The organism is Acidobacteriota bacterium (assembly GCA_040754075.1).
Lineage (GTDB): Bacteria > Acidobacteriota > Blastocatellia > UBA7656 > UBA7656 > JBFMDH01.
In genome coordinates this window covers 115,172-137,461 of sequence record JBFMDH010000017.1, presented here as the reverse complement: position 1 = coordinate 137,461, position 22,290 = coordinate 115,172, and the positions used below count along the sequence as shown (strand labels likewise).

The 22,290-nt window shown below is 50.3% G+C and carries 18 protein-coding genes; 7 read left to right on the top strand and 11 right to left on the bottom strand.

The window, feature by feature from the left end; genetic code table 11:
• Window positions 1-205 precede the first annotated feature (205 nt).
• The 4 genes from msrA to AB1757_18605 form a co-directional block, all read right to left on the bottom strand.
• The gene (gene msrA, locus AB1757_18620) at window positions 206-751 is read right to left on the bottom strand and encodes a peptide-methionine (S)-S-oxide reductase MsrA (GenBank protein ID MEW6129059.1); all 546 of its coding nucleotides are present in this window, start codon (window positions 749-751) and stop codon (window positions 206-208) included.
• Window positions 752-941: 190 nt separating this feature from the next.
• Entirely contained in the window at window positions 942-1,343 is a 402-nt protein-coding gene (locus AB1757_18615) for a type II toxin-antitoxin system death-on-curing family toxin (GenBank protein ID MEW6129058.1), read from the bottom strand.
• Entirely contained in the window at window positions 1,333-1,569 is a 237-nt protein-coding gene (locus tag AB1757_18610) for a hypothetical protein (protein ID MEW6129057.1), read from the bottom strand. Before AB1757_18610 ends, AB1757_18615 begins: the two co-directional genes overlap by 11 nt.
• An 89-nt stretch (window positions 1,570-1,658) precedes the next feature.
• Complete coding sequence (locus AB1757_18605) at window positions 1,659-7,643, bottom strand: alpha-2-macroglobulin family protein (protein MEW6129056.1); 5,985 nt, start codon at window positions 7,641-7,643, stop codon at window positions 1,659-1,661.
• A 209-nt stretch (window positions 7,644-7,852) separates the two neighbouring features.
• Between AB1757_18605 and AB1757_18600 the strand changes: the two genes are divergently transcribed.
• Complete coding sequence (locus AB1757_18600) at window positions 7,853-8,425, top strand: Uma2 family endonuclease (protein MEW6129055.1); 573 nt, start codon at window positions 7,853-7,855, stop codon at window positions 8,423-8,425.
• 160 nt (window positions 8,426-8,585) lie between these two features.
• Here the strand turns inward: AB1757_18600 and AB1757_18595 are convergent, their stop codons facing one another.
• From AB1757_18595 to AB1757_18580, 4 genes are all read right to left on the bottom strand, one after another.
• Window positions 8,586-9,284 carry a hypothetical protein gene (locus tag AB1757_18595; GenBank protein MEW6129054.1) on the bottom strand — a complete coding sequence of 233 codons (699 nt, stop codon included), beginning with the start codon at window positions 9,282-9,284 and terminating at the stop codon, window positions 8,586-8,588.
• A gap of 29 nt (window positions 9,285-9,313) precedes the next feature.
• On the bottom strand, window positions 9,314-10,387 hold the full coding sequence (locus AB1757_18590) for an ADP-ribosylglycohydrolase family protein (GenBank protein MEW6129053.1): 1,074 nt from the start codon (window positions 10,385-10,387) through the stop codon (window positions 9,314-9,316).
• Window positions 10,388-10,473: 86 nt separating this feature from the next.
• Window positions 10,474-12,513, bottom strand: a complete 2,040-nt coding sequence (locus AB1757_18585; GenBank protein MEW6129052.1) for a sigma 54-interacting transcriptional regulator — start codon at window positions 12,511-12,513, stop codon at window positions 10,474-10,476.
• A 71-nt stretch (window positions 12,514-12,584) separates the two neighbouring features.
• Window positions 12,585-14,333 carry a S8 family serine peptidase gene (locus AB1757_18580; protein ID MEW6129051.1) on the bottom strand — a complete coding sequence of 583 codons (1,749 nt, stop codon included), beginning with the start codon at window positions 14,331-14,333 and terminating at the stop codon, window positions 12,585-12,587.
• A 168-nt stretch (window positions 14,334-14,501) separates the two neighbouring features.
• Between AB1757_18580 and AB1757_18575 the strand changes: the two genes are divergently transcribed.
• Window positions 14,502-16,832, top strand: coding sequence for a parallel beta-helix domain-containing protein (locus tag AB1757_18575; protein MEW6129050.1), 2,331 nt, complete (start codon window positions 14,502-14,504; stop codon window positions 16,830-16,832).
• Between the two features lie 104 nt (window positions 16,833-16,936).
• Window positions 16,937-17,782 carry an MIP/aquaporin family protein gene (locus tag AB1757_18570; protein MEW6129049.1) on the top strand — a complete coding sequence of 282 codons (846 nt, stop codon included), beginning with the start codon at window positions 16,937-16,939 and terminating at the stop codon, window positions 17,780-17,782.
• Between the two features lie 65 nt (window positions 17,783-17,847).
• Here AB1757_18570 and AB1757_18565 read toward each other — a convergent pair whose 3' ends face one another.
• On the bottom strand, window positions 17,848-18,261 hold the full coding sequence (locus AB1757_18565) for a hypothetical protein (GenBank protein ID MEW6129048.1): 414 nt from the start codon (window positions 18,259-18,261) through the stop codon (window positions 17,848-17,850).
• Window positions 18,262-18,608: 347 nt separating this feature from the next.
• On the opposite strand from AB1757_18565, the gene AB1757_18560 reads away from it, so the two are divergent.
• The 4 genes from AB1757_18560 to AB1757_18545 all read left to right on the top strand — a co-directional run bounded on the left by AB1757_18560 (window position 18,609) and on the right by AB1757_18545 (window position 20,705).
• Window positions 18,609-19,106, top strand: a complete 498-nt coding sequence (locus AB1757_18560) for a Spy/CpxP family protein refolding chaperone (GenBank protein ID MEW6129047.1) — start codon at window positions 18,609-18,611, stop codon at window positions 19,104-19,106.
• 65 nt (window positions 19,107-19,171) lie between these two features.
• Entirely contained in the window at window positions 19,172-19,783 is a 612-nt protein-coding gene (locus AB1757_18555) for a sigma-70 family RNA polymerase sigma factor (GenBank protein ID MEW6129046.1), read from the top strand.
• A 21-nt stretch (window positions 19,784-19,804) separates the two neighbouring features.
• Window positions 19,805-20,302, top strand: a complete 498-nt coding sequence (locus AB1757_18550) for a hypothetical protein (GenBank protein ID MEW6129045.1) — start codon at window positions 19,805-19,807, stop codon at window positions 20,300-20,302.
• On the top strand, window positions 20,286-20,705 hold the full coding sequence (locus AB1757_18545; protein ID MEW6129044.1) for a hypothetical protein: 420 nt from the start codon (window positions 20,286-20,288) through the stop codon (window positions 20,703-20,705). The genes AB1757_18550 and AB1757_18545 overlap by 17 nt, the downstream gene beginning before the upstream one ends.
• A 110-nt stretch (window positions 20,706-20,815) precedes the next feature.
• Here AB1757_18545 and AB1757_18540 read toward each other — a convergent pair whose 3' ends face one another.
• Both AB1757_18540 and AB1757_18535 read right to left on the bottom strand, forming a co-directional pair.
• Complete coding sequence (locus AB1757_18540) at window positions 20,816-21,259, bottom strand: hypothetical protein (GenBank protein ID MEW6129043.1); 444 nt, start codon at window positions 21,257-21,259, stop codon at window positions 20,816-20,818.
• 131 nt (window positions 21,260-21,390) lie between these two features.
• Window positions 21,391-22,170, bottom strand: coding sequence for a TatD family hydrolase (locus AB1757_18535; GenBank protein ID MEW6129042.1), 780 nt, complete (start codon window positions 22,168-22,170; stop codon window positions 21,391-21,393).
• Window positions 22,171-22,290: the final 120 nt, after the last annotated feature.

Genomic DNA, 22,290 nt, shown 5'->3' with positions numbered 1-22,290 from the left:
TTGACCGCGTATGACGGGAAACGCGGTCAAAGACCGCTTCCTCAACTTGAGTTAATAGTTTTGCAAACTGCTATAGAAAGACATAAACCGATGTTCCCTTTCTCCCTTTCTCCCCTTCTCCCCTTCTCCCCTTCTTTTCTCAGCGTCTCGGTGGTTTATCTTTCGGTGGGCTAAGAAAGAGTTTAGCAAAAGTAGGCTTTCAGATTTAGCGTTTCAGTTTTTCCAGAAAGTATTTGCGGAATTTGGCGACTTTGGGTGCGACGACCGCCATGCAGTAAGGTTGATAAGGATTGCGCTCGAAATAGTCCTGATGATAATCCTCTGCGACATAAAACTCCGCGAGCGGCGTGACCTCTGTGACAATCGGGTCGTCATAAATTTTTTCGGCGGTGAGTTCGGCGATGGTCGCTTGGGCAATCGTTTTCTGTTCGGGCGAATGGTAAAAAATCGCCGAGCGATATTGCGTTCCCTGGTCTGCGCCTTGACGGTTCAAAGTCGTCGGGTCGTGAATGGTAAAAAAGACCTGAAGAATTTCTTTGTATGAAACTGCATTCGGGTCGAAGGTGATTTGCACAACTTCGGCGTGTCCGGTTTTGCCTGAGCAGACATCGTAATACGAAGGATTTTCAACCTGACCGCCCGCATAACCCGACTGGACGCGCTCAACGCCGCGCAATTCTTTGTACACGGCTTCCAGACACCAGAAACATCCGCCGCCAAGGGTTGCGATTTCTTTATTGGTTTCAGACATTCATAAACTCCTTTGCCATTCATTGCGCTTTGCAGTGGTTAATTGAGTATAACGACCTTGCGAACGCCTCTCAATAAACCTGTAAGTTCATGAATGCCTGAGACAGATTGAAAAATTCCTGGAAAGATTACTCCTTATCTTCGACCTTGATTCGCATCTCCTGTCCGTTGCAACGAATTTGCGGCAAAGCTTACTGAGATAAATTTGTAACCCGCTGCTGAAGCCAGTGCTCAATTTCATCTACGCCATATTGATCCGATTCAATGTTCAGCACCAGTTCGATGACGTCCGCTTTGCTAGCGGTGATTTCTTTACCGTTGCGATAGAGGAATTCATCGACAACTGCTGTCGTGGTTCGTTTATTACCGCCAAACCAGGGGTGGTTTTTAATCAATCCGAAATAGAGCGTCGCCGCCTGCCGAATGAGGTCGGCGTTTTCATAAGTGACGGCTTGCCGAGGGCGAGCCAGAGCGGATTCAATCAAAGTTTTATCGGCAACCCCATATAGCGGTTCGTTCCACGAGCGCATCAAGATGATATGAAGATAAACTGCTTCAACGTAAGAAAGGTATTTCGCTTCTTCAATCGCCAAGCCGTTTCAACTCCTCGAAAACCTCTTGGTATTTTGCCTGAATTCGTTGCACAGCGGCTTCAAGTTCAGGCGTTGGCGGCGGTAAAATTTCGACTTCGATTTGTCCCTGTCTGGCATGGAGCAGAGCGATTGACCCTTCGGCAACGCCCAGTTCTTGAGCAAACGCCGGTGGAATATCAATCACCCATCCTTGCCCGGTTTTCTGTGGCGTGTTTGCGTCAATCATAATTTTCTCCGTGAAAATAATTTGACTGCAAAAATTTGCGCCTTTTTCCTTGCCAAATCAAGGTTATATCAACAACCCTGTATTTGCTCTCACTCTTTATCTTCGACCTTGATTCGCATCTCCTGTCCGTTGCAACGAATCTCCGGCACGTACATGGCGTGTCCGAGCACCGGCAAAGCGTGAAATGCGCCCGGCGTTTCGGCTCGCAGTTCATAACGGAGTTCCCAGACGCCTTCCGGTAAATGGTCAATGAACATCGCCACTTTCCGGTCGCGCAGTTCCTGATACACCCACACCGCGCGTCCCGTGTAATTGGCTTCATCGGTTGACGCGAAATAGGCTCCGGTAGCCGCTTTCGGGTCTTTAACGTCTTTGTCACTCGCGCCGAATTTGCGACCAATTGCGCCGGATTTCAATTCCTTAATGAAGAGATTTTCACCGCTACGGATTTCGACGGCTTCAAGTCCTGCGGGTTTCAAATCTTCAAACAGCAGATAATCATAATTGTTCTTTGATTCGACCACGATAATCGCTTCGACACGTTCGCCGCTCGTGACCGATTCGCCGTCCCTGAGCGGCAGACGTTCGTAAACATAGCCTTTCAGAAGCGTCGGACGCGCCACGAGTTTGTAATATTCGCGGCGCACAAAAATTTCATTGCCTGCGTCGGTGATGGGTTCTTCGAGGCTGAAAAATTCGGCGCGCGCCGAAAAGTAGAGTGGCGTTGCGCCGTTTTTGCGGCGTATGCGAATGTCGTTGGCGCCATCGCGAATGAATTTACGGTCAATCGGAAATTCACTCGGCGCAGCGAGCGCCGCTTCCGCAGTCAATTTTTTCGCAGCAATCAATTGCCCGTTGACCGTCAGTTCATATTCGATATCGGGTTTCAATTCGCCGCTGGTTTTCAAATAATCATTCATCGCCAGCACCGTGATTGCCGTATCTCTGGTGTTTGACCACTGCGCGCCGCGTCGATTTTTAATCAACCAGTTGGTCACCGGTTCAATGAGTTTATTTTGCGGGTCAATCGCTAAGATAGCGCGAAGCGCAAAAGCCGTAGCTTCGACGCCGCCATCCGACCAGCGCCACCACACACCGTCTTCGCCCCAGTGCGCCGTTGCCATCACCGCATCATTTGAACTTTGCGCGCCGCGCAGGATGATGGAAGTGTCGGGCGCGCGGTCAATCTTCACACCATTCTCTAAATTCTCGACCAGGATTTTCGCCTTGTCGGCGTATTTAAAATGGTGCGCCGCAAGCGCCAGCAACGCCCGCGTATAAGCGTTCAAACGTTCGCGGTTGGTCCACAAATTATCGAACGCTTTGGTCGTAAAATTTCCGACTTCGATATTTTTTTGTGACGCTTGATAGCTTGCCAAAGCGTGCAGCATCCACGCCTGCATATCGTAATTGCTCTCTTCTTCAACCAGTTCGTTGGTTAAAAACTCTGCGCCTCTTTCGAGTACGCCGGCTTTAATTTCAACATCGGCATTGCGGGCAAGCGCGAGTCCCCAGACGACATATGCTGTCATAAAGTGGTCGCTATTGCCTTCTTTCCACCAACCCCAGCCGCCATCATCGTGTTGAAAATTGTAGAGGCGTTCAAGCCCCTGGCGAATCATGTCATCCAATTTGCGCAGGTCTTGTTTGGGTTGGCTGTGGGTTTTATCGGCGGTTTGCTGCACGATGCCACCGAACGTTTGACTCATCGCGACTTCGGGGTTGATACCTAAATCCTGCAAAGTCTTTCGCACAATCGCAGCGGGCAAAAAGCGACTCATGGTTTGTTCCGTGCAGCCGTATGGGTAGTTCGCAAGGTACGGCAGCGCGTCAATCATGGTCACTGCCATGCTTGGCGCGAGTTGCACAGTAAGTGTGGTTGATTCGGCTTTGCGCTCTTTGGGAATATCGAGTTTGACGGTGACATCATCGCCGCGCAGTTTGCCGGATTTGGCGACATATTTTTCAATGCCGTGTTCATAAGCGATGAACGATTTTTCCATCGCGTCAACGTATTGAGTGTTGCGACCGGTGACGCGCAGTTTCACATTGCCTGCGTCTTTGACACTCACGACCCAATCAATGCGCGCTTCGCCGTTTGCCGCAACTGAAACGGGCGCGAGTTCGCCTTTTGCGGGTTTGCCGTTTTGCATAAAGCCGGTGACGATGACGCCTTCGGCATTGAGCGTCGGCTGCACGGTCATCGCTTTATCGGTGTTGTTATTGATGACGGCTGAAACTGTGGTCGTATCGCCCGCGACGAAAAAGCGCGGCGCTTGCAGGCGAACGATTAACGGTTGTTTGGTGCGCGCCGAATCTTCGGCGATGCCGAATTGATTCGTAGCGGTGAGTGCCCGCGCCGTTGCTTTCCAGGTGGTCAGCGAATCGGGGAATTTAATTTTCACCGTCGCTTTGCCGCTTGCATCGGTGACGACATTGGGTTGCCAGATGACGGTTGAGCGAAAATCATTGCGCACCTGAACCTTCGGCTCTTTGCCTGCAACGCCGGGTTTCAGTTCAGATATTTCGTTAAACTTGCGACCGTTGAGAGGCAAATTATCAACCTTCTTTGCATCCATTACTGCCGCGCTATCGACACTGACAATTTCGCTTGCTGCCATTGGGGCATTTTGTTGTCTGAACGAATCCTTTGCCATCTCAGCCTTCTGCGCGCGTCCAATACCACCGAAAACGCCCGTTCCGCCGCCGCCGGGACCACCTGAACGCTCCCGCTCTTCATCTCTTTGTCCGATAGTGCGGTCATCGACCAATTGTTTATCTTTATCTTCAACCAATCGTTGATAGGCTTTTTGATTGAAAGTGCTCTGGGTTTGCACTTGATGCGGGCGTTTCGCGCCGAAATAAAATTGGCGCGGGTCGCCCGCGTAATCTTTTTGAATGTAATAAACCGACTCGTCCACAAGCCCCAATGCAATTTCCGCCGAAACCGGTTTGCCTTCATTATCGCGCGCCGTTACCGTAAGCGTGCCTTCTTCACGCGCCTGATATTCTTCGCGGTCGCTGTTCACCTCGACACTTAAAAAGTTTTTCACCGGCGGCACGACAATCTGTTTGGTGTCCATAAATACTTGCCGGTCGTTGACCATCGCGGCGCTCAGGAAAACATTGGGAACGTGGCGCTCCTCTATCGGCAGTTCAATGAGTTTCACATTGCCGGTCATGCGCACCAGTTGAAAACTGAGTAAATCTTCGGCTTCGACGCTGAACAAAACAAAGCGGTCATTGGTTGGCGCAACCAGCATCACAGGCGCGCTCTGCCCGGCTTTGACCGTATCTTTATCAATGATGATTTCAACGCCTGTGTAACGATAGCCCAAATCCGTCGTTGCGCGGGTTGCGACCCACACGGTGGTTTCCGCCGTGATGTTTGTCGAGCCTTTATCTTCGCTTGTCCAGGTGAGGCGATAAAATCCTTCGCGTTCGGGTGTAAACCCGAATTCCGCCTCGCCATCTTTATTGGTCTTTACCACCTGTGTGGTGATGTCGTCGTGTTCGTAGCCGCGAAACTTCAACTGCCATGCTTTGCCATCCACCGGCGCGGGCGGAAAACTGCCGCGCTCCTGCAAACGTTTCAATTCATCGCCTTTGACCTCTTTGCCTGTCGGGTCAAGCCAGATTTCATACCAGTAATCGCGCGTTACTTTCACCCGACCTTCAACCTGTAAAGGTTGGTCGTTGGCGTCCGCTGCGTTGATATTCACCGCGACTTTATCCTGCGGGCGATAGAGGTAATGCGCGGGTCTGGCGTTGACGAAATAACGTTGCCGGGTGACGCGCACCGAACTTGTAGCGTTGATTTCGCGGCGCGAAGAATCGGTAACGCGGGCTTCAATGGCATACTCGAAATCCTGACCGCTGTTGCGCGGCGTATCAAAAACTAAAACCGCTTTGCCGGTGGCGTCGGTCTTTAAAATTTCGCGTTTGATTTGTTGTCCGCGCCCGTAATAGTTTGCATATCGCTGGTCGATGTCTTCAAAGTACCAGGCATAATCGCGGCGCGGATACCAGTAGCGATAAAATGGCTTTTGATAAACGATGACTTCGACATTGGCATTCGCGACCGCGCCGCCGAAATAGTAATCCGCTTGAATGTTGACTTCGACTTTTTCACCCACGCGAAAGGCTTTTTTCTTGCCGTCAATTTCAGGGGTTTTCACAGCGACTTTAAATTCCGGCAATTTGTATTCTTCCAGGCGAAAGAGCGTCGCATTGCCGATATGGTCTTTGCGCCCTTCGTCCCAAAATACAATGCGGTATTCGCCAAGCGGCATACTCTCTTTGAGTTCAACTGCGCCCCAGGCGCTGCCGAATTGATTGAGTTTGGTTTTGCCATCGCTGACTTTCGCTCCCTTGGGGTCAGTGATTTCGTATTCGACAATTTGCCCGGCAGGTGTTGAATAAACTTGATGGTTATATTTTCGCGCAATGAATTTCCATTGCACGGTTTCATTGGGACGATAAGCCGGGCGGTCTGTAAAGGCATAGATGCGCCAGTCCTCTGCGTTTCTGCCGTAAGCGTAGTTGTAACCGTTGGCAAATGCCTGCCGGTTATCGCTGGATGCGGCGACAAAAATTTCTGTGTTGTAGCCGTTTCTCATCTCGTCCAAATCAAACGCCGCGATGCCGTCCTCGTTGGTCGGTTTGGAAAATTCTTTCCATTCATAAAAGTTGCCGTTATAAAACCGCTCCCACACTTTCACATTAGCATTGGCGACCGGTGAGCCATCCGCGACATTGCAAAAATAAGCCACCGCCTGTTTGCGGGCAGTTTTAATAACCAGCGATGTGTCGCTCACTAAAATCACATCACGCACCGCTGTGCCATCAATTTTCGCTTCGATGACATATGCGCCGGTCGCTAATTTTTCATCCAGTCGCAAAGTCTCGCTTCCGGGTTTGTAATCGCCTTTGTCCTCGATCTCTTTCGTCCACGCTTTAATGCGTTCGCTGGCATTGATGCGCTGAGTCCAACTGCCTGCGCTGTCGTTTTGGGTAAAGCGAATGTCGCGGGTCAAATCAACTTTGTAGAGTGCAAGGTCAATGCGCCGGACGTTGCGCCAGTTCATTGAAAATTGAATTTCGGAACCCGGCAGAAAGATATTGGAAACATAAATGCCGACGGTCGGTTTGGTGATTTGATCAATATAATTTTTGGCGTTATCGAAGTATCGAGTTTCGCCTTTTTGAAATTCGCGGGTGAGGCGGCGAAAAAGTTCCAGGGCTTTGACGAAATCCTGTTCCTGTTTGTAGTTGCCGTTCGCGTCTTGCGAAATGCGCCCGTTCGTCATCATCCATTCGCCGTAAAAAAACAGCGCGTCATCGTACCAGTCGTTTGATTTACCGGCAGCCATTGCCGCTTCAAATTCATCGCCGACGCGAATGCGCTGTTCATAGTTGCCTTGGTTGCGAAGCGTCATCGCAACCAGATAATGCGCGTGGGCTTTGTCGTTTGCCGATTCGGCAATCTTCAAGGCATTCTCGACCACATCGAGCGGCGCAGTGCCGTAATAACCATAGTAGTAATAATCCGTCCATTCGGAACGCGACATGCGCCAGACGATTTGCAAATAACGACTGCGCGCTAAATCGAGTTCCGAAGACCCCGCCCAATAGTCCAATGCCTGTTGATAAAACTGCCAGCCCTGATACCAGTTTTGCGAATCTTTGCGCGTCCACCAGAAATCGCCGAGCGATTCCTGCGCTTCCGCCCAGACAATGTCGCGGTCTTCGGTTCGTTGAATGTCGCGAATCAAGGCTTCGAGTTGTTGTCGCGCTTCATCGTATTTGGTCGAATCCGCAGTTTGCGTCGCCGCCTGTGCGCGCCACAAGGTATCTGCCAGACGAAAGGCTACCCAGCGACTATCTGCTGCTGAAAGCTTCAAGTCTTTGGCTGGTGTGTAGATTTCGCGGGCTTTGCTGAAGGATTTTTCAGCGTAATATTTTTCGGCTTCGGTTTTTAACTTTTGGTAATCGCTTTCCTGCGCGCGGGTCGAAAAAAAACTGAACGCGCACAAAACGAGGCACAACAAAACAAATAACAAGGCTGGTTTCATTTTAAATTCTCCTGAACTTGGACGGGCTAATCAGTGAACGCGACTTCAAAAATTTTCTTGCAATGAATTCCTGACGAATTGTGACGCTCAATTTTCGTCTTCCCTGAAAGGGTAAGCAAATCGTTTTGGCGATTGCTGAAAGGTTAAGGCGAAGGCGCAGTGAAAATTTATGTTATGCTCGCAGGCAAGATTTTTTGAGGAGAAATGTGATGGCTTCCTTAATCACGTCACCGCTGCTGAAAACTTACACACTCGAAGAGTTCTGGAAATTGCCCGAACCCAAAGACGGCGCGAAACTCGAACTCATCGCAGGAGTTTTGTTTTTGACTCCTCAGCCTGAATGCCCACACGATAATATTGTATCAAGATCACTTCAAAAATTGTCTGCCTATTTAAGTCAACGCGATGATAAAGGCAAACTCTACGTTCCGCGCGCGGCGATTTGGACGGGAACGCATACCTACCTTGAACCCGATATGTTTTATGTTTCGGCTGAACTCGAAGCCACGATGAAGCCCGAACATCGTCACACAGCCGATTTAGTTATCGAAGTCATCTCGCCGGGTTCGGCTATCTATGACCGCAACACCAAAGCCGAAACTTATGGGGCGTTAGGTATCAATGAACTCTGGTTGATTGATGAAACCGGTCAAACGGTTGAGGCGCTGTACAAACGTGGCAAAGGGTTCGGTAAAAAATCAACTTTCAAAAAAGGTCAGCGCATCGCTTCAAAAATTTTTCCCGACTTAAAACTTGCTGTTGATGAATTATTCAAAGATTGAAATCGCTTCACAAAAAAAAGGTGAGGCGACTCGCTGAAACCACTCGCCTCACCTTTCCATCTTTTAGGTTGTTTGTGCCGTTTGTGACAGGTGATTCCAAATCAACTGGCAGCGCGGTCAAAAGACCGTTTTCTCAACCGCAGTCAATGGTTAAGCCGCCCTATTTGGCTTTCTTGGCTGTCCAGGTGCCTTCGCCGAAACTGCCGAGCACGACTTTACCGCTCATCGAATCCCCGTTGACTTTACCCGTGTAAGTGATGTCGAGGTCTTGACCTTGCACGTTCACTTTGAAAGAAAACGAAATGTCCGCGCCTTTGACGGTGCCTTTAAGCGTCGCTTCACCGAGTTGTCCCTTGTAATTTCCGGTCAGAGCTTCGCCGTCTTGTTTGAACACAAAGGTCGGGTTGCCGGTTCCGGCTTGGGTTTCTACGGTGGCGTTCCAGGTGCCCGTGACATTTGCAGCGCCGCTCGTTTGTCCGCTTGCTGCCGGGGCGCTGCCTTCGGCTTTACGTTTTGCAGCCCAGGTGCCCGAAGCCAACCCGCCGAAATCGGCATCGCCGCTCATGGTATCGCCGGTGATTTTGCCGGTGTAAGTTATCTCCAGGTCACTATCTTGAAACTTCACGGTCATATGCATCGTGATAGCATCGCCTTTGACTTCGGCGCTTTTGAATGGTGTGCTGGGCACCAGTTTTCCGTCCACTTCTTTCAACGAAAACGGGAAATTGCGTGTCCCTTGCGGGGTTTCCAGCGCCATATCCCAGGTGCCAACAGCCGCTGAATTTCCTTGCGCGAAAATGCTAACGGAAGCGACAAGTATGGTTGCCAAAACCACAATTGCATTCACTGTTCTCTTCATACCCTCTCCTTTTCTTCCTTAAACAATCGCTAGTACGGCGGTGCTAACCGCCTGATGATGTGAGTCAAGACTATAGCAAAAAAGAGCATATTTCGCGCTGTTTGAATCAGGTGATACAGAAATTTATTTTTTGTAATTCTTTGATCAGGGCGTTGCTTTGCTAAACAATCGGATAACTTCCTCAGATAAGTTGTGCTAAATGGGTAATCGCGAATTCGATTAAACCATTCTACAGGTATTCCTCGCTCACCAACTGTTGCTCCTGAAAGTGCTCCGACAATTGCGGCAACTGTATCGGTATCACCACCACAATCGAGCACTGATTCAACCGCCTTGCGAAAATCACCGTAATGAATCATCCAGCTATAAATAGCCATCGGAACCGTGTGATAAACGTAACCACTTATGGCTCGCTGTAAATTCATACTCGCAGCGAATTCTTTCACAGAATATGAATTTGCATAACCAATCTGCATCTTTCGCAAAATTTCCTGCCATTCTTTATCGCTTCCGGTTTTATCAAGTAATGAAAAAATTTTATTGGGTGCGAAGCCGGTTGCATCTTGATTGCGAACAATCCAGCCTGTCAGTTGTGCAACGGCAAGTGCGCCCGTCAACGCTTTCGGGTCTGTATGGGTCATTCGCGTGCAGGCTTCAACATAAAGATTTATTTTGTCGGGTTCATTGGCAAAGTATCCGCCGATGATTGCCGATTTCATGGCAGCGCCATTGCCCGCAGAAAACACGCCACTTCGTTTTGGCGAAAAGCCCAACCACAATTTCATAATCGAACGTAGCGTCGCCAATCCGATTCCTGCGGGTAAAGTAAGCAACCATAAACGAAGTTTCCACGACAACCTGTTTCGGAATTCATCAACTGACCTTGTCAACAATGATTGAGCAACAAAAACCGTATGTTCGGTGTCATCGCTTATCATTCCTCGACCAAAAATAAATCGCTGTTTCCAGGTGCCTCGGAAAAGCTTAGCTATACGTCGTGCACTTAATCCTTCGGCTGGCAGTCCGAGCGAATCACCGACGGCTGTTCCTAATAAAATGCCATTCAAGCATTTTTCATCAGAGAGGTTTGCAAATTGGTTCAATGAGGTTTCTCCAAGTTTTTGGAGGTTGAACCCCACAAACAGAAATTTGTTTCATTACTTTTTAATGGGAAGTCAAAAGAAAAGTTTTAATCCGCGTTGTATTGTTGAAGTTTGCGATAAAGCGTTTTGCGACCGATGCCGAGCATCTGTGCGGTGCGGGTGCGGTCGCCGTTATTAAATGTCAGAGTTTCCAGTATCAGGCGTTTTTCGGCTTCATCGACAGTGGTGCCGACTTCGATTTCAAGCGTCTGTTTGGCATCGGCTTCGCTTTCTGCGCCGCGCACTGCATCCGGCAAATCATCGACGGTAATCATATTGCCCTGCGCGATGATGACCGCGCGTTCAATGGCGTTTTCGAGTTCGCGGACATTGCCGTGCCAATCATAACGCCGCAATCGCGACAACGCTTTTTCGGTAATTCCGGTGATGTTTTTATTCGAGCGTTTGCGGTAGATTTCCAGAAAATGAATTGCCAAAAGCGGAATGTCTTCGCGGCGTTCGCGCAATGCCGGAAGTTTTATCGGATAAACATTCAAGCGATAAAACAGGTCACGACGAAAACGCCCTTCGCGCACCGCCTCTTCCAAATCTACATTGGTTGCGGCAATCACCCGCACATCGGTCTTGATGACTTCATTGCTGCCGACGCGCACGATTTCGCCGTTTTGCAAGACGCGCAGCAAACGAATCTGCGCGCCTAAACTCATCTCACCGATTTCATCCAAAAACAACGTACCGCCATTGGCTTCTTCAAACTTGCCGATACGACGCGAGCGCGCATCGGTAAAGGCGCCTTTTTCGTGACCGAAAAGTTCCGATTCCAGCAAACTTTCGGGAATCGCGCCGCAGTTGATTTTGATGTAAGGCTTAGCGTTGCGCGAGGAACGCGATTGAATCAAATCCGCGAGCACCTCTTTGCCGGTTCCCGATTCGCCTTGAATCAACACCGTCGTATAACTGTCGGCAACATACACAGCCATTTCCATGCAGCGCATAATGCCATCGCTTTTACCGACCAGACCGGAATGATGATGGCTGCTTTGCACGGTTTCGAGTTCCTGACGGAGCCGTAAAACCTCTGCCGAGAGCCGCGCTTTGGAAAGCGCAATCGCCAGTTGGTCGGATATGCCAAGCGCCAGCGCGCTCTCGTCCGAAGTGAAATAGGCTTTCGGATTTTTCCATAACAGAATCAATGCGCCAAATAGTTTCGCTTCAACGACGATGGGTGAAAGAATGCAGGCGCCGGCAGTAAAAACTTCGGTAAGAAAGGTTCGCGCATACGGGTGTTGTTCGGCGCTTTGCAATTTGAGCATCTGCCCATGCTCGATATTTTTCGGCAAAAATTCCAGAATCGGAAAATTCAATGACGGGCGTTTCAGGATTGCCGCATCGACACCTTCGGCGGTTCTCAGATTGGTGAAATGAATCTCTTTGCTGTCGAGCACCGCAAGACAGGCGGCTTCAATTCCCAGTAAATCAATGGCGCGGTCGAGAATGTGTTCGGTGATTTCGGAAAACTCATTGCCGGTATTGATGTCATTGGCAATTTCCAGAAGCGCTTTATTGATGCGCGCCTCATGCTCTTTTTCGCTGTAAATCTGGGTGTAGCGGAAGCCGATGGCGATTTGTTCGGCGAGGCTTGCGACAAAACTGATTTCATCTTCCTGCCAAAGGTAATGTTCGCGACATCGATGCAAGAGGACGGTGCCGAGCAATTTCAAATTAAAAGTAATCGGCACGATGAGCAGCGACCGCGTATGCAATCGTTCGGCAACAGCGCGAATGGTGTGCGGGAGTTCGGCGGTCGCCGTATCTTCGATGGCTTTAATGGAGTGAAAATCGAAACTCTCCTGCAACCGGTCAAAGTCAATTTCGATGCCAAGCGATGATGGCAAATCATGAACATCGACGCGATATTCGTGGGTGATACGCAGTTTGCCGTCAGGCGCAAGGGTCATTACATCGCAACGATCAACGCGCATCATTTTGCCGATTTCATTAACCGTGGCGCGCAGAAAATTGTTGAGGTCGATAACCGAAAAAGTTTCCGACCCGATGCGACTGAGCACCGCCTCGCGGGCTTCGTACATCTTCAATTTTCGTTCGAGGGAGAGGATGTCTTGCATAGTGGCTGCCGGGTATTGGTCATTCGCGTTAAGCCAAAGCGTACCTCAGCCCGGAACGCATGACCAATGACTTATCGAGTGATCGATATGACATTGCTTTCGCCGCCATCGGGATTTCTGAATTTTGCCTGAAAGGTTCCCGTCGGCAATTCCGCAGACGGAATCGAGGTCACGAGTCGCGAAAAGTCGCCGTTCTTAAATCTTGCCGGGTAGCTTTTGCTGCCGATGATCAGGGTCGCCCCGTCCTGCATGCGCTCGCCAATGATGAAGGTTTTGCCATTGGGTTTAATTTTTAATTTGGTTAAAACCGGCGGCGTAATCGTCAACTCCATCGTCAGCGCGCGATGCGCATTCAACCTGCCGCCGGTGATGACGAAGGGTTGCAAACTGTCGCGCACATCAACGCTTTCGAGAATCCGGCGTTTGATGATGATATGGTTGGCGTCATTGAAACGCGATTTAATCAATGCCGCAACGCCCGATACATAAGCGGCTGCCGCGGAGGTGCCGTCAATGGTGTTGTACCAGACGGTCGGGTCGTCAACCGCTACGCACGCCGCACAACTGCCATGCGCTGCGGTCGTGAAAATGGTCATTCCCGGCGCGGTCAAATCAACACTGGCTTTGCCAAAACCGGAAAGAATGCGACCCGGCACATTGGGCGGATGCCACATTTCGTCATTGTATTGCGAAGCGGCGACGACGATTTGATTCGGCAAACGGAATTTCGCCGGGTAATAATTGCGCGTATCAATGTCGTAACCTTCGTTACCGGCAATCGTGACAAACAAAACACCGGCTTCTGCACTTGCGGTTACGGCGCTTTGCAGCGTTTGCACTTCATCATCACTGAGCGTCGCGATGCCCGAACTCCAACTCGCATTGATGATGTCTGCGCCGATATTGATGGAATACAAAATAGCGCGCGCCGCATCGGCAATGGTGACTTCGATGTCATTGGGACCTGGTCCTACACGTTTAAAAAATTTCACCGGAACCAGTTTCGACTGGCTCATCCCGCTGATGCCTACGGTGTTATTCAACTTCGCAGCAATGATGCCCGACATCTGCGTGCCGTGTCCGAATACATCACTGACATCTCCGTTTTTTTCAGGGATATTGGCGCCGTGCACATCATCCACGTAACCGTTGTTGTCATCGTCAAGGTTGTTTGCAGGAATTTCACGGGGATTGGTATAGACGTTGGGCGCGAGGTCTGGATGGGTAATATCGAGTCCGGTGTCTGTGACCGCGATTAACACATTCGCGCTACCTTCGGTGATTTCCCAAGCCTGTGTCGCTTTGATGTCGGCATCAAGCGTTGATGGAAAGCCGAACACTCCCAGTCCGAGATTTCTTAAAGCCCATTGTTCCCCGAACCCCGGGTCATCGGGAATGACCCCGCCAACCACCAGCGGGATATTCGGTTCGGCATATTCGACCGAGGCATTAGCTTTCAAACGATTGATAATTTCCTCGAGGTCAGCTTGCGGGTCGAACTTCATCACAAACACTCTATCGAATCCGTGTTCGGCGATGAAATCATTTGCCTGACTTGTCGCCGGAAGCAATGGCTCGATGGCGTCGGTCGTGGCTTCGCGTAACCAACCGGTTTCTGACCCCACGCCCTGGGCAACCGCGAACAACTGGTCATTGGTAGCATCAATGGTCAACGGACGAGTTGCAGCTTTTAATTTAACGATAACCTGACCGTTGGCAATGGCAAGCCGCGAGGATTTTTGCGCCGAGGATTTTTGCGTGAGCGCAAAAGCCGCGAACGTGAGGAGCAAGGCAAAAGCTAAACCGATACTTTTCCGCATGTGAACTTCTCTTATCTTTCAATTAATCGGAAGACTTTTGCTTATACCCGATTCATGTGGCTTTTTCAATCTTTAATTCGCTGAATCGGTTTGACTTCAAAGCCGCAGGAAATATAATTGCTGCCACTTGCAAATTCTTAATCAAGCTTCTCTCAATGGAGGAATTTTATGGATAGCACTGCATCAAGGTTGGAAAGCATCCGTGCCGAAAAATCGAAACGGCGAATTTTGCCTAAGCTGTTGATAGTGGTCATCGCCATTCCGGTCATCGGCTTTTTCGTTTTGGGTTTGCTGCCGGTGAAAGCCGATTTCATCGCCTCCGAAGGCACCACCGGCGTGGGCGATGCCGGAGCCGGACTTGATCGTCAATTTCCCGCGATGGTCATTCGCGCAGACAACCCGTTGCCTGCGGACAAAAACGACGCCCGCATCGGGCTTGGACGACTGCTTTATTTCGACCCGATTTTATCCGGCGCTAACGATATTTCCTGCGCCACCTGCCACCATCCCGATTTAGGTTTTGGCGATGCCCGTGGCGTGTCGATGGGTAAAGGCGGCAAGGGACTTGGCGCGGAACGCGCCGGCGGCGCGGTGTTAAAACGCGGCGCGCCGAGCATCTGGAATGCGACTTACAATCACAAACAATTCTGGGATGGTCGCGCAGAGGATTTGGAAGAGCAAGCCGGAAAGCCCATCACCGATGCCAATGAAATGGCTGAAGACCCGGAGAACCTGATTAAAGAATTAAAAAATATCCCTGAATATGTGCAGCTATTCGATAAAACCTTCAAGGGCGAAAACGGTGCGGCGCTTACCTTCGATAACGTGACCAAAGCCATCGCCGCATTCGAGAGAACGCTTACTGCCAACAACACACCGTTTGATAAATATGTGAAAGGCGACCGCAATGCTTTGACGCCCGCGCAGGTTCGCGGCTTCAATCTCTTCCGTTCGGGTCGCACACGTTGTTTCGAGTGTCACGGCTTGCCGACTTTCGCCAACCGCGATTTCAAAATCGTCGGCGTCCCCGAAATCGAAGGGCAGCAGGCGGATTTCGGTCGTTTCGATGTGACCAAAGGCGAAGGCAACAAGTATGCGTTCAAAGTGCCGACGCTTCGCAATGTCGTTTTGAACGCGCCGTATATGCATAACGGCAGATTCAAAACCCTCGAAGAAGTCATTGATTTTTATGCGGCGGGCGGTGGTCCCGGTATGGGTTTTAAAGAGCCGAAAGTTGATGACAAAATTCATGCCTACACGATTGGCAAATCCGAAAAAGAGGATTTGATTGCCTTCCTGTATGCGCTAACCGATGAATCGAACGTGCCGGAAATCCCTGCGAAAGTTCCATCGGGAATGGCGGTGGTTTCGCCGATTAAAAATCCGGCGCGTGAACTCGTCGCCAAATACAACACCGGGATGCCCAAAGAAGAAATCATCACGCGCGCGCCGCAAACCATCCGCGTAAAAGCCGGTGAATCCATTCAAGCGGCAATTGATAAAGCTATCCCAGGCGACACCATCGAAGTTGAACCCGGCATCTATAAAGAAGAAATCAAGATTGACCTCAAAAATATTACCTTGCGCGGCATCAGCGCGGCGGATGCGAATGCCACACCTGGGCGTCCACTACTTGAAGGCGAAGGCAAACTTTCGGATGCGGTGCTGGCAACCGGCGATAATTTCACGATGGAAAATTTCGATGTGAAAAATTACGTCGCCAACGGCGTGATGGCGCAACACGCTAACAATGTCACCTTCCGCAATCTCTATGTTGAAAACACCGGACTATATGGAACCTATCCGGTCAGTTGCACAGGCGTGTTGATTGAAAAAGTGACAGCAACAAAAATCGCCGACGCGGCGCTCTATGTCGGACAATCGCGTGACATCGTGGTGCGCGACTCGGAAGTTTATGACAACGTCGCAGGCATCGAAATCGAAAATTCCATCAACGCCATAGTCGAAAACAACTACGCCCATAACAACACCGGCGGCATACTGGTTTTCGCTTTGCCGAACAATGTCTCGAAAGTCGGGCGCGATTGCATCGTGCGCAACAACCGGGTGATTGAAAACAACCATCCGAATTTCGGGCACCCGAATTCGATTGTTTCAAAAGTTCCGCCCGGACTCGGCATTTCCGTAACCGCTGCCGACAACACGGAAATCACCGGCAACGAAATTCGCGGCAACAACAGTTTCGGCGTCGGCGTGTTCAGTTTGGAAATCATTTTTCCGAAGGGCACACAATTCGACATCGGCACGACTTCCGATAATACTTTCATTCACGACAACACCTATGCGGAAAACGGCAAATCACCGGACAAGAGTTTTATCGAAGCAGGACTCAAAGGCGCAGACCTCGTTTGGGATTTATCGGGCTGGTCAAATCGCTGGTCTGAACCGAACGCGACGCGCGCCACACCGGTGCTCAACGCCAGTTGGCCCACAATTGCGCGTAAAGCCTACTGGCGGGTTTTGAACTGGCTTGCCTAGCTCTTGCGAAATGCGTCGCGCGAATTTCGCGTGACGAAATTTTGCAGTTTCAATTTTGACAAGAGCCGTCATGACATTGGCGGCTCTTTTAATTTGAGGAAAAGATGGCAGACGATAACAACACGACTAAAACACCTTCACTTTTAGGACAATGTTCGGCGGAATTCATCGGCACGTTTATTTTGATACTCGTGGGCGATGGCGCGGGCGCGGCGGCAACTTTGAATAATCAACTCGATGGCTGGGGCGTAGCGATGATGTGGGGACTGGCAGTAACCTTTGGCATCTATGTCGCGGGTTCGATTTCCGGGGCGCATTTCAACCCGGCAGTGACGATTACCATGAGTGTGTTTCGCGGCTTTCCCAAAAAACATATCGCGCCGTTTATTTTGAGCCAGATTGCCGGGGCTTACACAGCAGCCGCCTGCGTCTATTTTTTCTGGAAAAATTTCTTTCATCAAATGGCAGCGAAGCTCGGCGTCGAATACGGCGCGCCGGGCAGTCAAAAGTTGATGAGCATCTTTTCCTGCTTTTATCCGTCGCCGGGTGTCGGCACTGACACGGCGGCTTGGTCTTTAATCAGTACACCGCAGGCTTTCGGCATCGAAGTCATCTTAACCGCCTTTCTCTTGCTGATGATTTTCGCGCTTACGGAACCCGATAATACAGGCATGCCGCAAGCCGGTATTGGGCCGCTGTTTATCGGGTTGACGGTCACCGCCATTGTCGGCATGGGCGGGTCGCTGACGATGGACGCAGTAAACCCGGTGCGCGATTTTGGGCCGCGCCTGTTTGCCTACACCATCGGCTTCGGGCAAATCGCTTTTCCGGGACCACGCGGTAACGAATGGTGGTTGTATATTGTTGCGCCGATTATTGGCGGACTCATAGGCGCAGCCGTCTTCCGTTATGGCGTACGAAAATTTTTGCTTGCCGCGAAAAGTGAATAGTTTTAGTGAGGAAACCAGCCCTCGCGCACGGGATACTTCAGGGCTTCAACGCAAGCGTGAGGCAATTAGACTTTGAAAAGTTTATCGAAAGCTGAACGAGCATCGCGCGCTTCTGCCGCTTTCACCGCAGTGGTTTCGCGTTCAATAGTTTTGCGAGGCTCAAAATATTCACAATCGTTTCGCACATCCTTTTTCGCAATTCTGAGGTTGATCGGTTTTCGACACTGAAAGCGCGCGCCCGGGTCGAAACTGATGCAGTTTTTGCAGGTATGTAAATCGGTATTGCATTTCGGACAGGTCTGATCTTCGGTGATGCCGTTGATTTCGATGTTGACCTGTTCGCCACACAAATTGCATCGCATCACTTCGCGAAACGCCATCATCTTGGGCGACCGGACATCGCTTTTCGGTTGTGGCGTCGGACGCGGGCGTTCGTCAGACGAATCTTGATAACCGCGTTGTTTATATTTTCTTTCCATAAAATCTCCTACTGTAGACAGGCGCATTTATTTTTTCTTTAGCCTGTTGATGAAACTTTTTGTGGTTGTAGTTGTCTGTTGGTTGCAGTCTGCAAGAATGCTGTGTGCAACGTTAAATCAGTTAAAACCGTGTTGGGGTTTTTAGAACTTCAGACGTGACTCTTTTCTTATAACCTATGCAGGTGGGTTAAAGCAATAGAAAGATAGCTTAACTTTCTATGGCAATAAAAATTTAAAACCCACAGCATCTTTTTCTTTACCCTGTGACCAAAAAGATGGCTTGGGTGTCTACCTTAATGTGTCTGACTGTGCGAGAGAAAAATACAAAAGGTAGAGGTTTTCAGAAAATGAAAAGTAACAAAATTAAAATCGCTCTGGTTGCCATCATTCTGGCAATCGTCGTCGCCATTCCTTTGGCGATGGCGCAATCGGGCGGCAAAATGGGTAGACGCGAATTTGCCGGACAATTTCGTGGTCATCGCGGCGGCGGCGAAGGCTTCATGTTTAAACAGCTTGATTTGACCGACGCTCAGAAGGAACAGATCAAACAAATCCGTGAAAGCCACCGCGCCACCATCAAATCGCTTCGCGAACAGGTTCATACAGCTATGCGTGAAGTGCATCAAGCCAATCAGGGAAGCGCCTTTGATGAAGCAGCCGTGAGCCAAAAGCTGGCGCAGATTGCACCCTTGCAAGCCAAATTGATGGCTGAAGAGTACAAGATTCGTCAGGAAACACTTGCCGTGTTGACTGCCGAACAGAAAGCCAAGATGGAGCAGCTACGCGAACAGTTCAAATCCAGACGGGCTGAACGGGGCGCGAAAAAATCACCAGGGACTGAATAAGCACTTGGGGTTGCCTGTAGGCGTGAGGTATCGTTTGTTAGCGATGCCTCACGCAATTTCATTTCGTGTCAGGAGCAGCTCTGCAACAGCAACACGAACAAGCTTCAGACTTCGATTTAGTCCGTCTTGCGCGCCAAGGGGATGAGCAAGCTTTCGCGGAGATTGTCAATCGCTACAGCCCCCGCGTCTTTCGGGTTGCCAGTCGCTTTTTCCGGCAACGCGACGCTGTTGAAGAAGCCGCACAGGAAACTTTTTTAAAAATTTATACGCAGCTCAAATCATTTGAAGAGCGCGGTTCGTTTGAAGGCTGGGTGACGCGCATCGCCACCAACACTTGCATCAATCTCTTGCGCGCCGCCAAACGCCGACCGCAATCAGCAGAACCGGACTTGACCGAAGATGAAACCGACTGGCTGGAACAACAGTTGAACGAAAGCGGCAATCTACAGAAAGCTTCGGTTGAAGACAATTTGATTGCCGCAGACCTTGCGGAAAAATTGCTCGATACCCTTTCAGCAGAAGACCGCGCCGCGTTAATGATGATGGATGGCGACGACATGTCGGTTAAAGAAGTGGCGGGCATCACCGGCTGGTCGGAATCAAAAGTCAAGATGCGGGCGATGCGCGCTCGTCAACGAATGCGTCAGGCGGTCGAGAATTTATTTAAGAGTCAATGAATCAGGAAGGCGCGGAAAAAGATGAATAACCAACACGTGAGAGAAATTTTTGCCGGGCGTTCTTTAAATGACCTGAGCGCCGACGAAAAAAATAAAATTGAAAATCACATCGCCGGTTGCTTGTCGTGCGCGCGCGCTTACCGGGCGGCAGTGGTTGCCGAAAGCCTGGTACAGGCGAGAGCGACAGCCGCCGTCGAGCCGTCGCCATTTTTTAAAACGCGGGTGATGACGGCGATTCGCGAGCGACAGACGGAAGCGTTCTCTCCGGCAACCCTTTGGCAAACGGCGCGGGCGCTGTTCGCTTCCCTGGTTATGGTGGTGGCACTGCTGGTAGCGGTGAATTTCTATGTCGGCGGCTTTAATCCAACGAACGAATTTACGGAAATCACGGCGAGCAACAACATCTATTCCGCCGATTGGGTGCTTCTGGAAAACGGCGATGCGTCCGGCGGTTTAACCGATGCGGAAGTATTGACGACGCTTTATGAGTCAACAGGTGATTATGGACAAGACAACTAAAAACCGTTGGGTGGTGTGGTCGGCAGTGTTTGGGATTTTCGCGCTCGGCTTTGCATCGGGAATGCTGGCATTGAACCTGTATCACAAACGTCTGCCGTCATCATTTGCCGGTCGCGGCGAGCCGCCAATTTTGAGATTGGATGTGATGACTGAAAAGCTTGACTTAACGTCTGAACAACGAGCCGAAGTGGAAAAGATTTTCAGTGATACGCGAGCGCAGATGGGTGAACTCAGAAAACAATCGGAACCGAAATTCGCTGAAATTCGCCAGCAAACCGAAAGCCGTTTGCAACAGGTGCTATCGGCTGAGCAATGGGAAAAATTTCAACAGATGAAAAATGAAATGCACCAACGGCGGGGCAGGCGTGAACGCGGCAGGAGAGATTTCGATGGCTCACGATAATTTGATTCACACCTGAGAAGAAAATATTTCCTCTCTGCAAAGAAGCGGTCTTTGAGCGCGCAACCGGCAAGTTGATAACCTGCTGCAACGACCTTTTCAATAATTCGAGCTTAACCGGTTCGCAATTTCTTTCTCAAACGCCAGAGAGTTTTCGGCATCACAAGCCACGCTGAACGTGGCAAGCGATTAACGGCTGCATGCAATAGCTTCTTTTCTTCCGCCTCCAGATTGATGTCACAATTCCAGTCGCGCAACCGCGTATTCATCTGCTCAAGTTTCAACTGGTCTTCAGCAGATAGCGTTGGCGCCTGGATTTTGTCGGCGATTTCCAGGAAGCCACATTCAAACATGCCTTCGCGCAAATGGTTATTCAAATGATTGATGAGTTTTCTCTCCACCGTCATCTCGCCAAACATTTCATCCAGATGGTCAACAATCGGGCAGGACTCTTCGCAGGCAGGCGCTGCCGCAGAATCGGCTACCGTAGCCGCTTTCGCGCCTTCAAGGGCAAACAGCAAAAGATTTAATTCCTGGTGTGAAAGTTTTGTCAGCATAAAAAATATCTGCTCCGATTCGCTGCGCGACCTCAGTGTGCGCGGCGGTGAAAAGCCATTGGACAGTTGACGCTCAAGGTTCAGAGATTAACTGACCTCGCAAATTTCAACTGAGCGCAAGGCTCTGAAGGTCATGCCATCCTGAACAAATTTTTAAAATTTTCTGTCGTCCGGCGTCCGACTTCTTGGGTCGTCAACTCGCGAATCGCCGCAAGGGTTTTCGCGACCTCGACGACAAACGCCGGTTCGTTACGTTTGCCGCGATAGGGAACCGGCGCAAGAAACGGACTATCGGTTTCAATCAATAGTTTTTCCATCGGCAACGCCCGCGCGGTCTCGCGCAAATCTTCGGCATTCTTGAATGTCACCACTCCTGAAAACGAAATCAGAAATCCAAGTTCTACCGCTTTCTCGGCAAACCGGCGCGTCCCTGTAAAACAGTGAATGATGCCGGGCAGATTCGCGTCTTGCCATTCTTCATTCAATATCGCCAGCGTATCGGCTTCGGCATCGCGCGTGTGAATAACCACGGGTAAATTCCTGTCACGCGCCGCCTGCAACTGGCGGCGAAAAGCTGCGCGCTGCACCTCACGCGGCGAATTGTCGTAATAATAATCCAAGCCGATTTCGCCCCACGCGATAACTTTCGGATGCTTTGCCCAGTCCAGCAATTTCGCGAAAAGCTCGGCGTTCAACAAACGCGCTTCGTGCGGATGGACGCCGACGGTTGTATAAATGAACGAGTGTTTATCGGCAATCTCAAAAGCCGCCTGGTGTGAATCGCCCGCCACATCGCCATTGCCGACATTGACCAGGAGTTCAATCCCGGCTGCAAGCGCGCGTTCGATAACCGCTTCGCGGTCTTCGTCAAATCTATCCGCTTCGATGTGTGCATGCGAATCAATAAACATTCCTACGTGATAATAAGTCTGGCAAGTCCGGCGAGTCTAGCGAGCCGGTATTTTGCCTTTGAGTTTTTTTTGGTGGTTGACTTTATACTATGGTACAGGGTGCAAACTGTGAAGGAGGTT

Excerpts from the sequence above, each read along its gene's own strand:
- AB1757_18545 (MEW6129044.1), top strand. The coding sequence starts at position 20,286 with ATGGACAAGACAACTAAAAACCGTTGGGTGGTGTGGTCGGCAGTGTTT.
- AB1757_18535 (MEW6129042.1), bottom strand. The coding sequence starts at position 22,170 with ATGTTTATTGATTCGCATGCACACATCGAAGCGGATAGATTTGACGAA.
- AB1757_18605 (MEW6129056.1), bottom strand. The coding sequence starts at position 7,643 with ATGAAACCAGCCTTGTTATTTGTTTTGTTGTGCCTCGTTTTGTGCGCG.
- AB1757_18610 (MEW6129057.1), bottom strand. The coding sequence starts at position 1,569 with ATGATTGACGCAAACACGCCACAGAAAACCGGGCAAGGATGGGTGATT.
- AB1757_18540 (MEW6129043.1), bottom strand. The coding sequence starts at position 21,259 with ATGCTGACAAAACTTTCACACCAGGAATTAAATCTTTTGCTGTTTGCC.
- AB1757_18585 (MEW6129052.1), bottom strand. The coding sequence starts at position 12,513 with ATGCAAGACATCCTCTCCCTCGAACGAAAATTGAAGATGTACGAAGCC.
- AB1757_18580 (MEW6129051.1), bottom strand. The coding sequence starts at position 14,333 with ATGCGGAAAAGTATCGGTTTAGCTTTTGCCTTGCTCCTCACGTTCGCG.
- AB1757_18595 (MEW6129054.1), bottom strand. The coding sequence starts at position 9,284 with ATGAAGAGAACAGTGAATGCAATTGTGGTTTTGGCAACCATACTTGTC.
- AB1757_18550 (MEW6129045.1), top strand. The coding sequence starts at position 19,805 with ATGAATAACCAACACGTGAGAGAAATTTTTGCCGGGCGTTCTTTAAAT.
- AB1757_18560 (MEW6129047.1), top strand. The coding sequence starts at position 18,609 with ATGAAAAGTAACAAAATTAAAATCGCTCTGGTTGCCATCATTCTGGCA.
- AB1757_18565 (MEW6129048.1), bottom strand. The coding sequence starts at position 18,261 with ATGGAAAGAAAATATAAACAACGCGGTTATCAAGATTCGTCTGACGAA.
- AB1757_18570 (MEW6129049.1), top strand. The coding sequence starts at position 16,937 with ATGGCAGACGATAACAACACGACTAAAACACCTTCACTTTTAGGACAA.
- msrA (MEW6129059.1), bottom strand. The coding sequence starts at position 751 with ATGTCTGAAACCAATAAAGAAATCGCAACCCTTGGCGGCGGATGTTTC.
- AB1757_18600 (MEW6129055.1), top strand. The coding sequence starts at position 7,853 with ATGGCTTCCTTAATCACGTCACCGCTGCTGAAAACTTACACACTCGAA.
- AB1757_18575 (MEW6129050.1), top strand. The coding sequence starts at position 14,502 with ATGGATAGCACTGCATCAAGGTTGGAAAGCATCCGTGCCGAAAAATCG.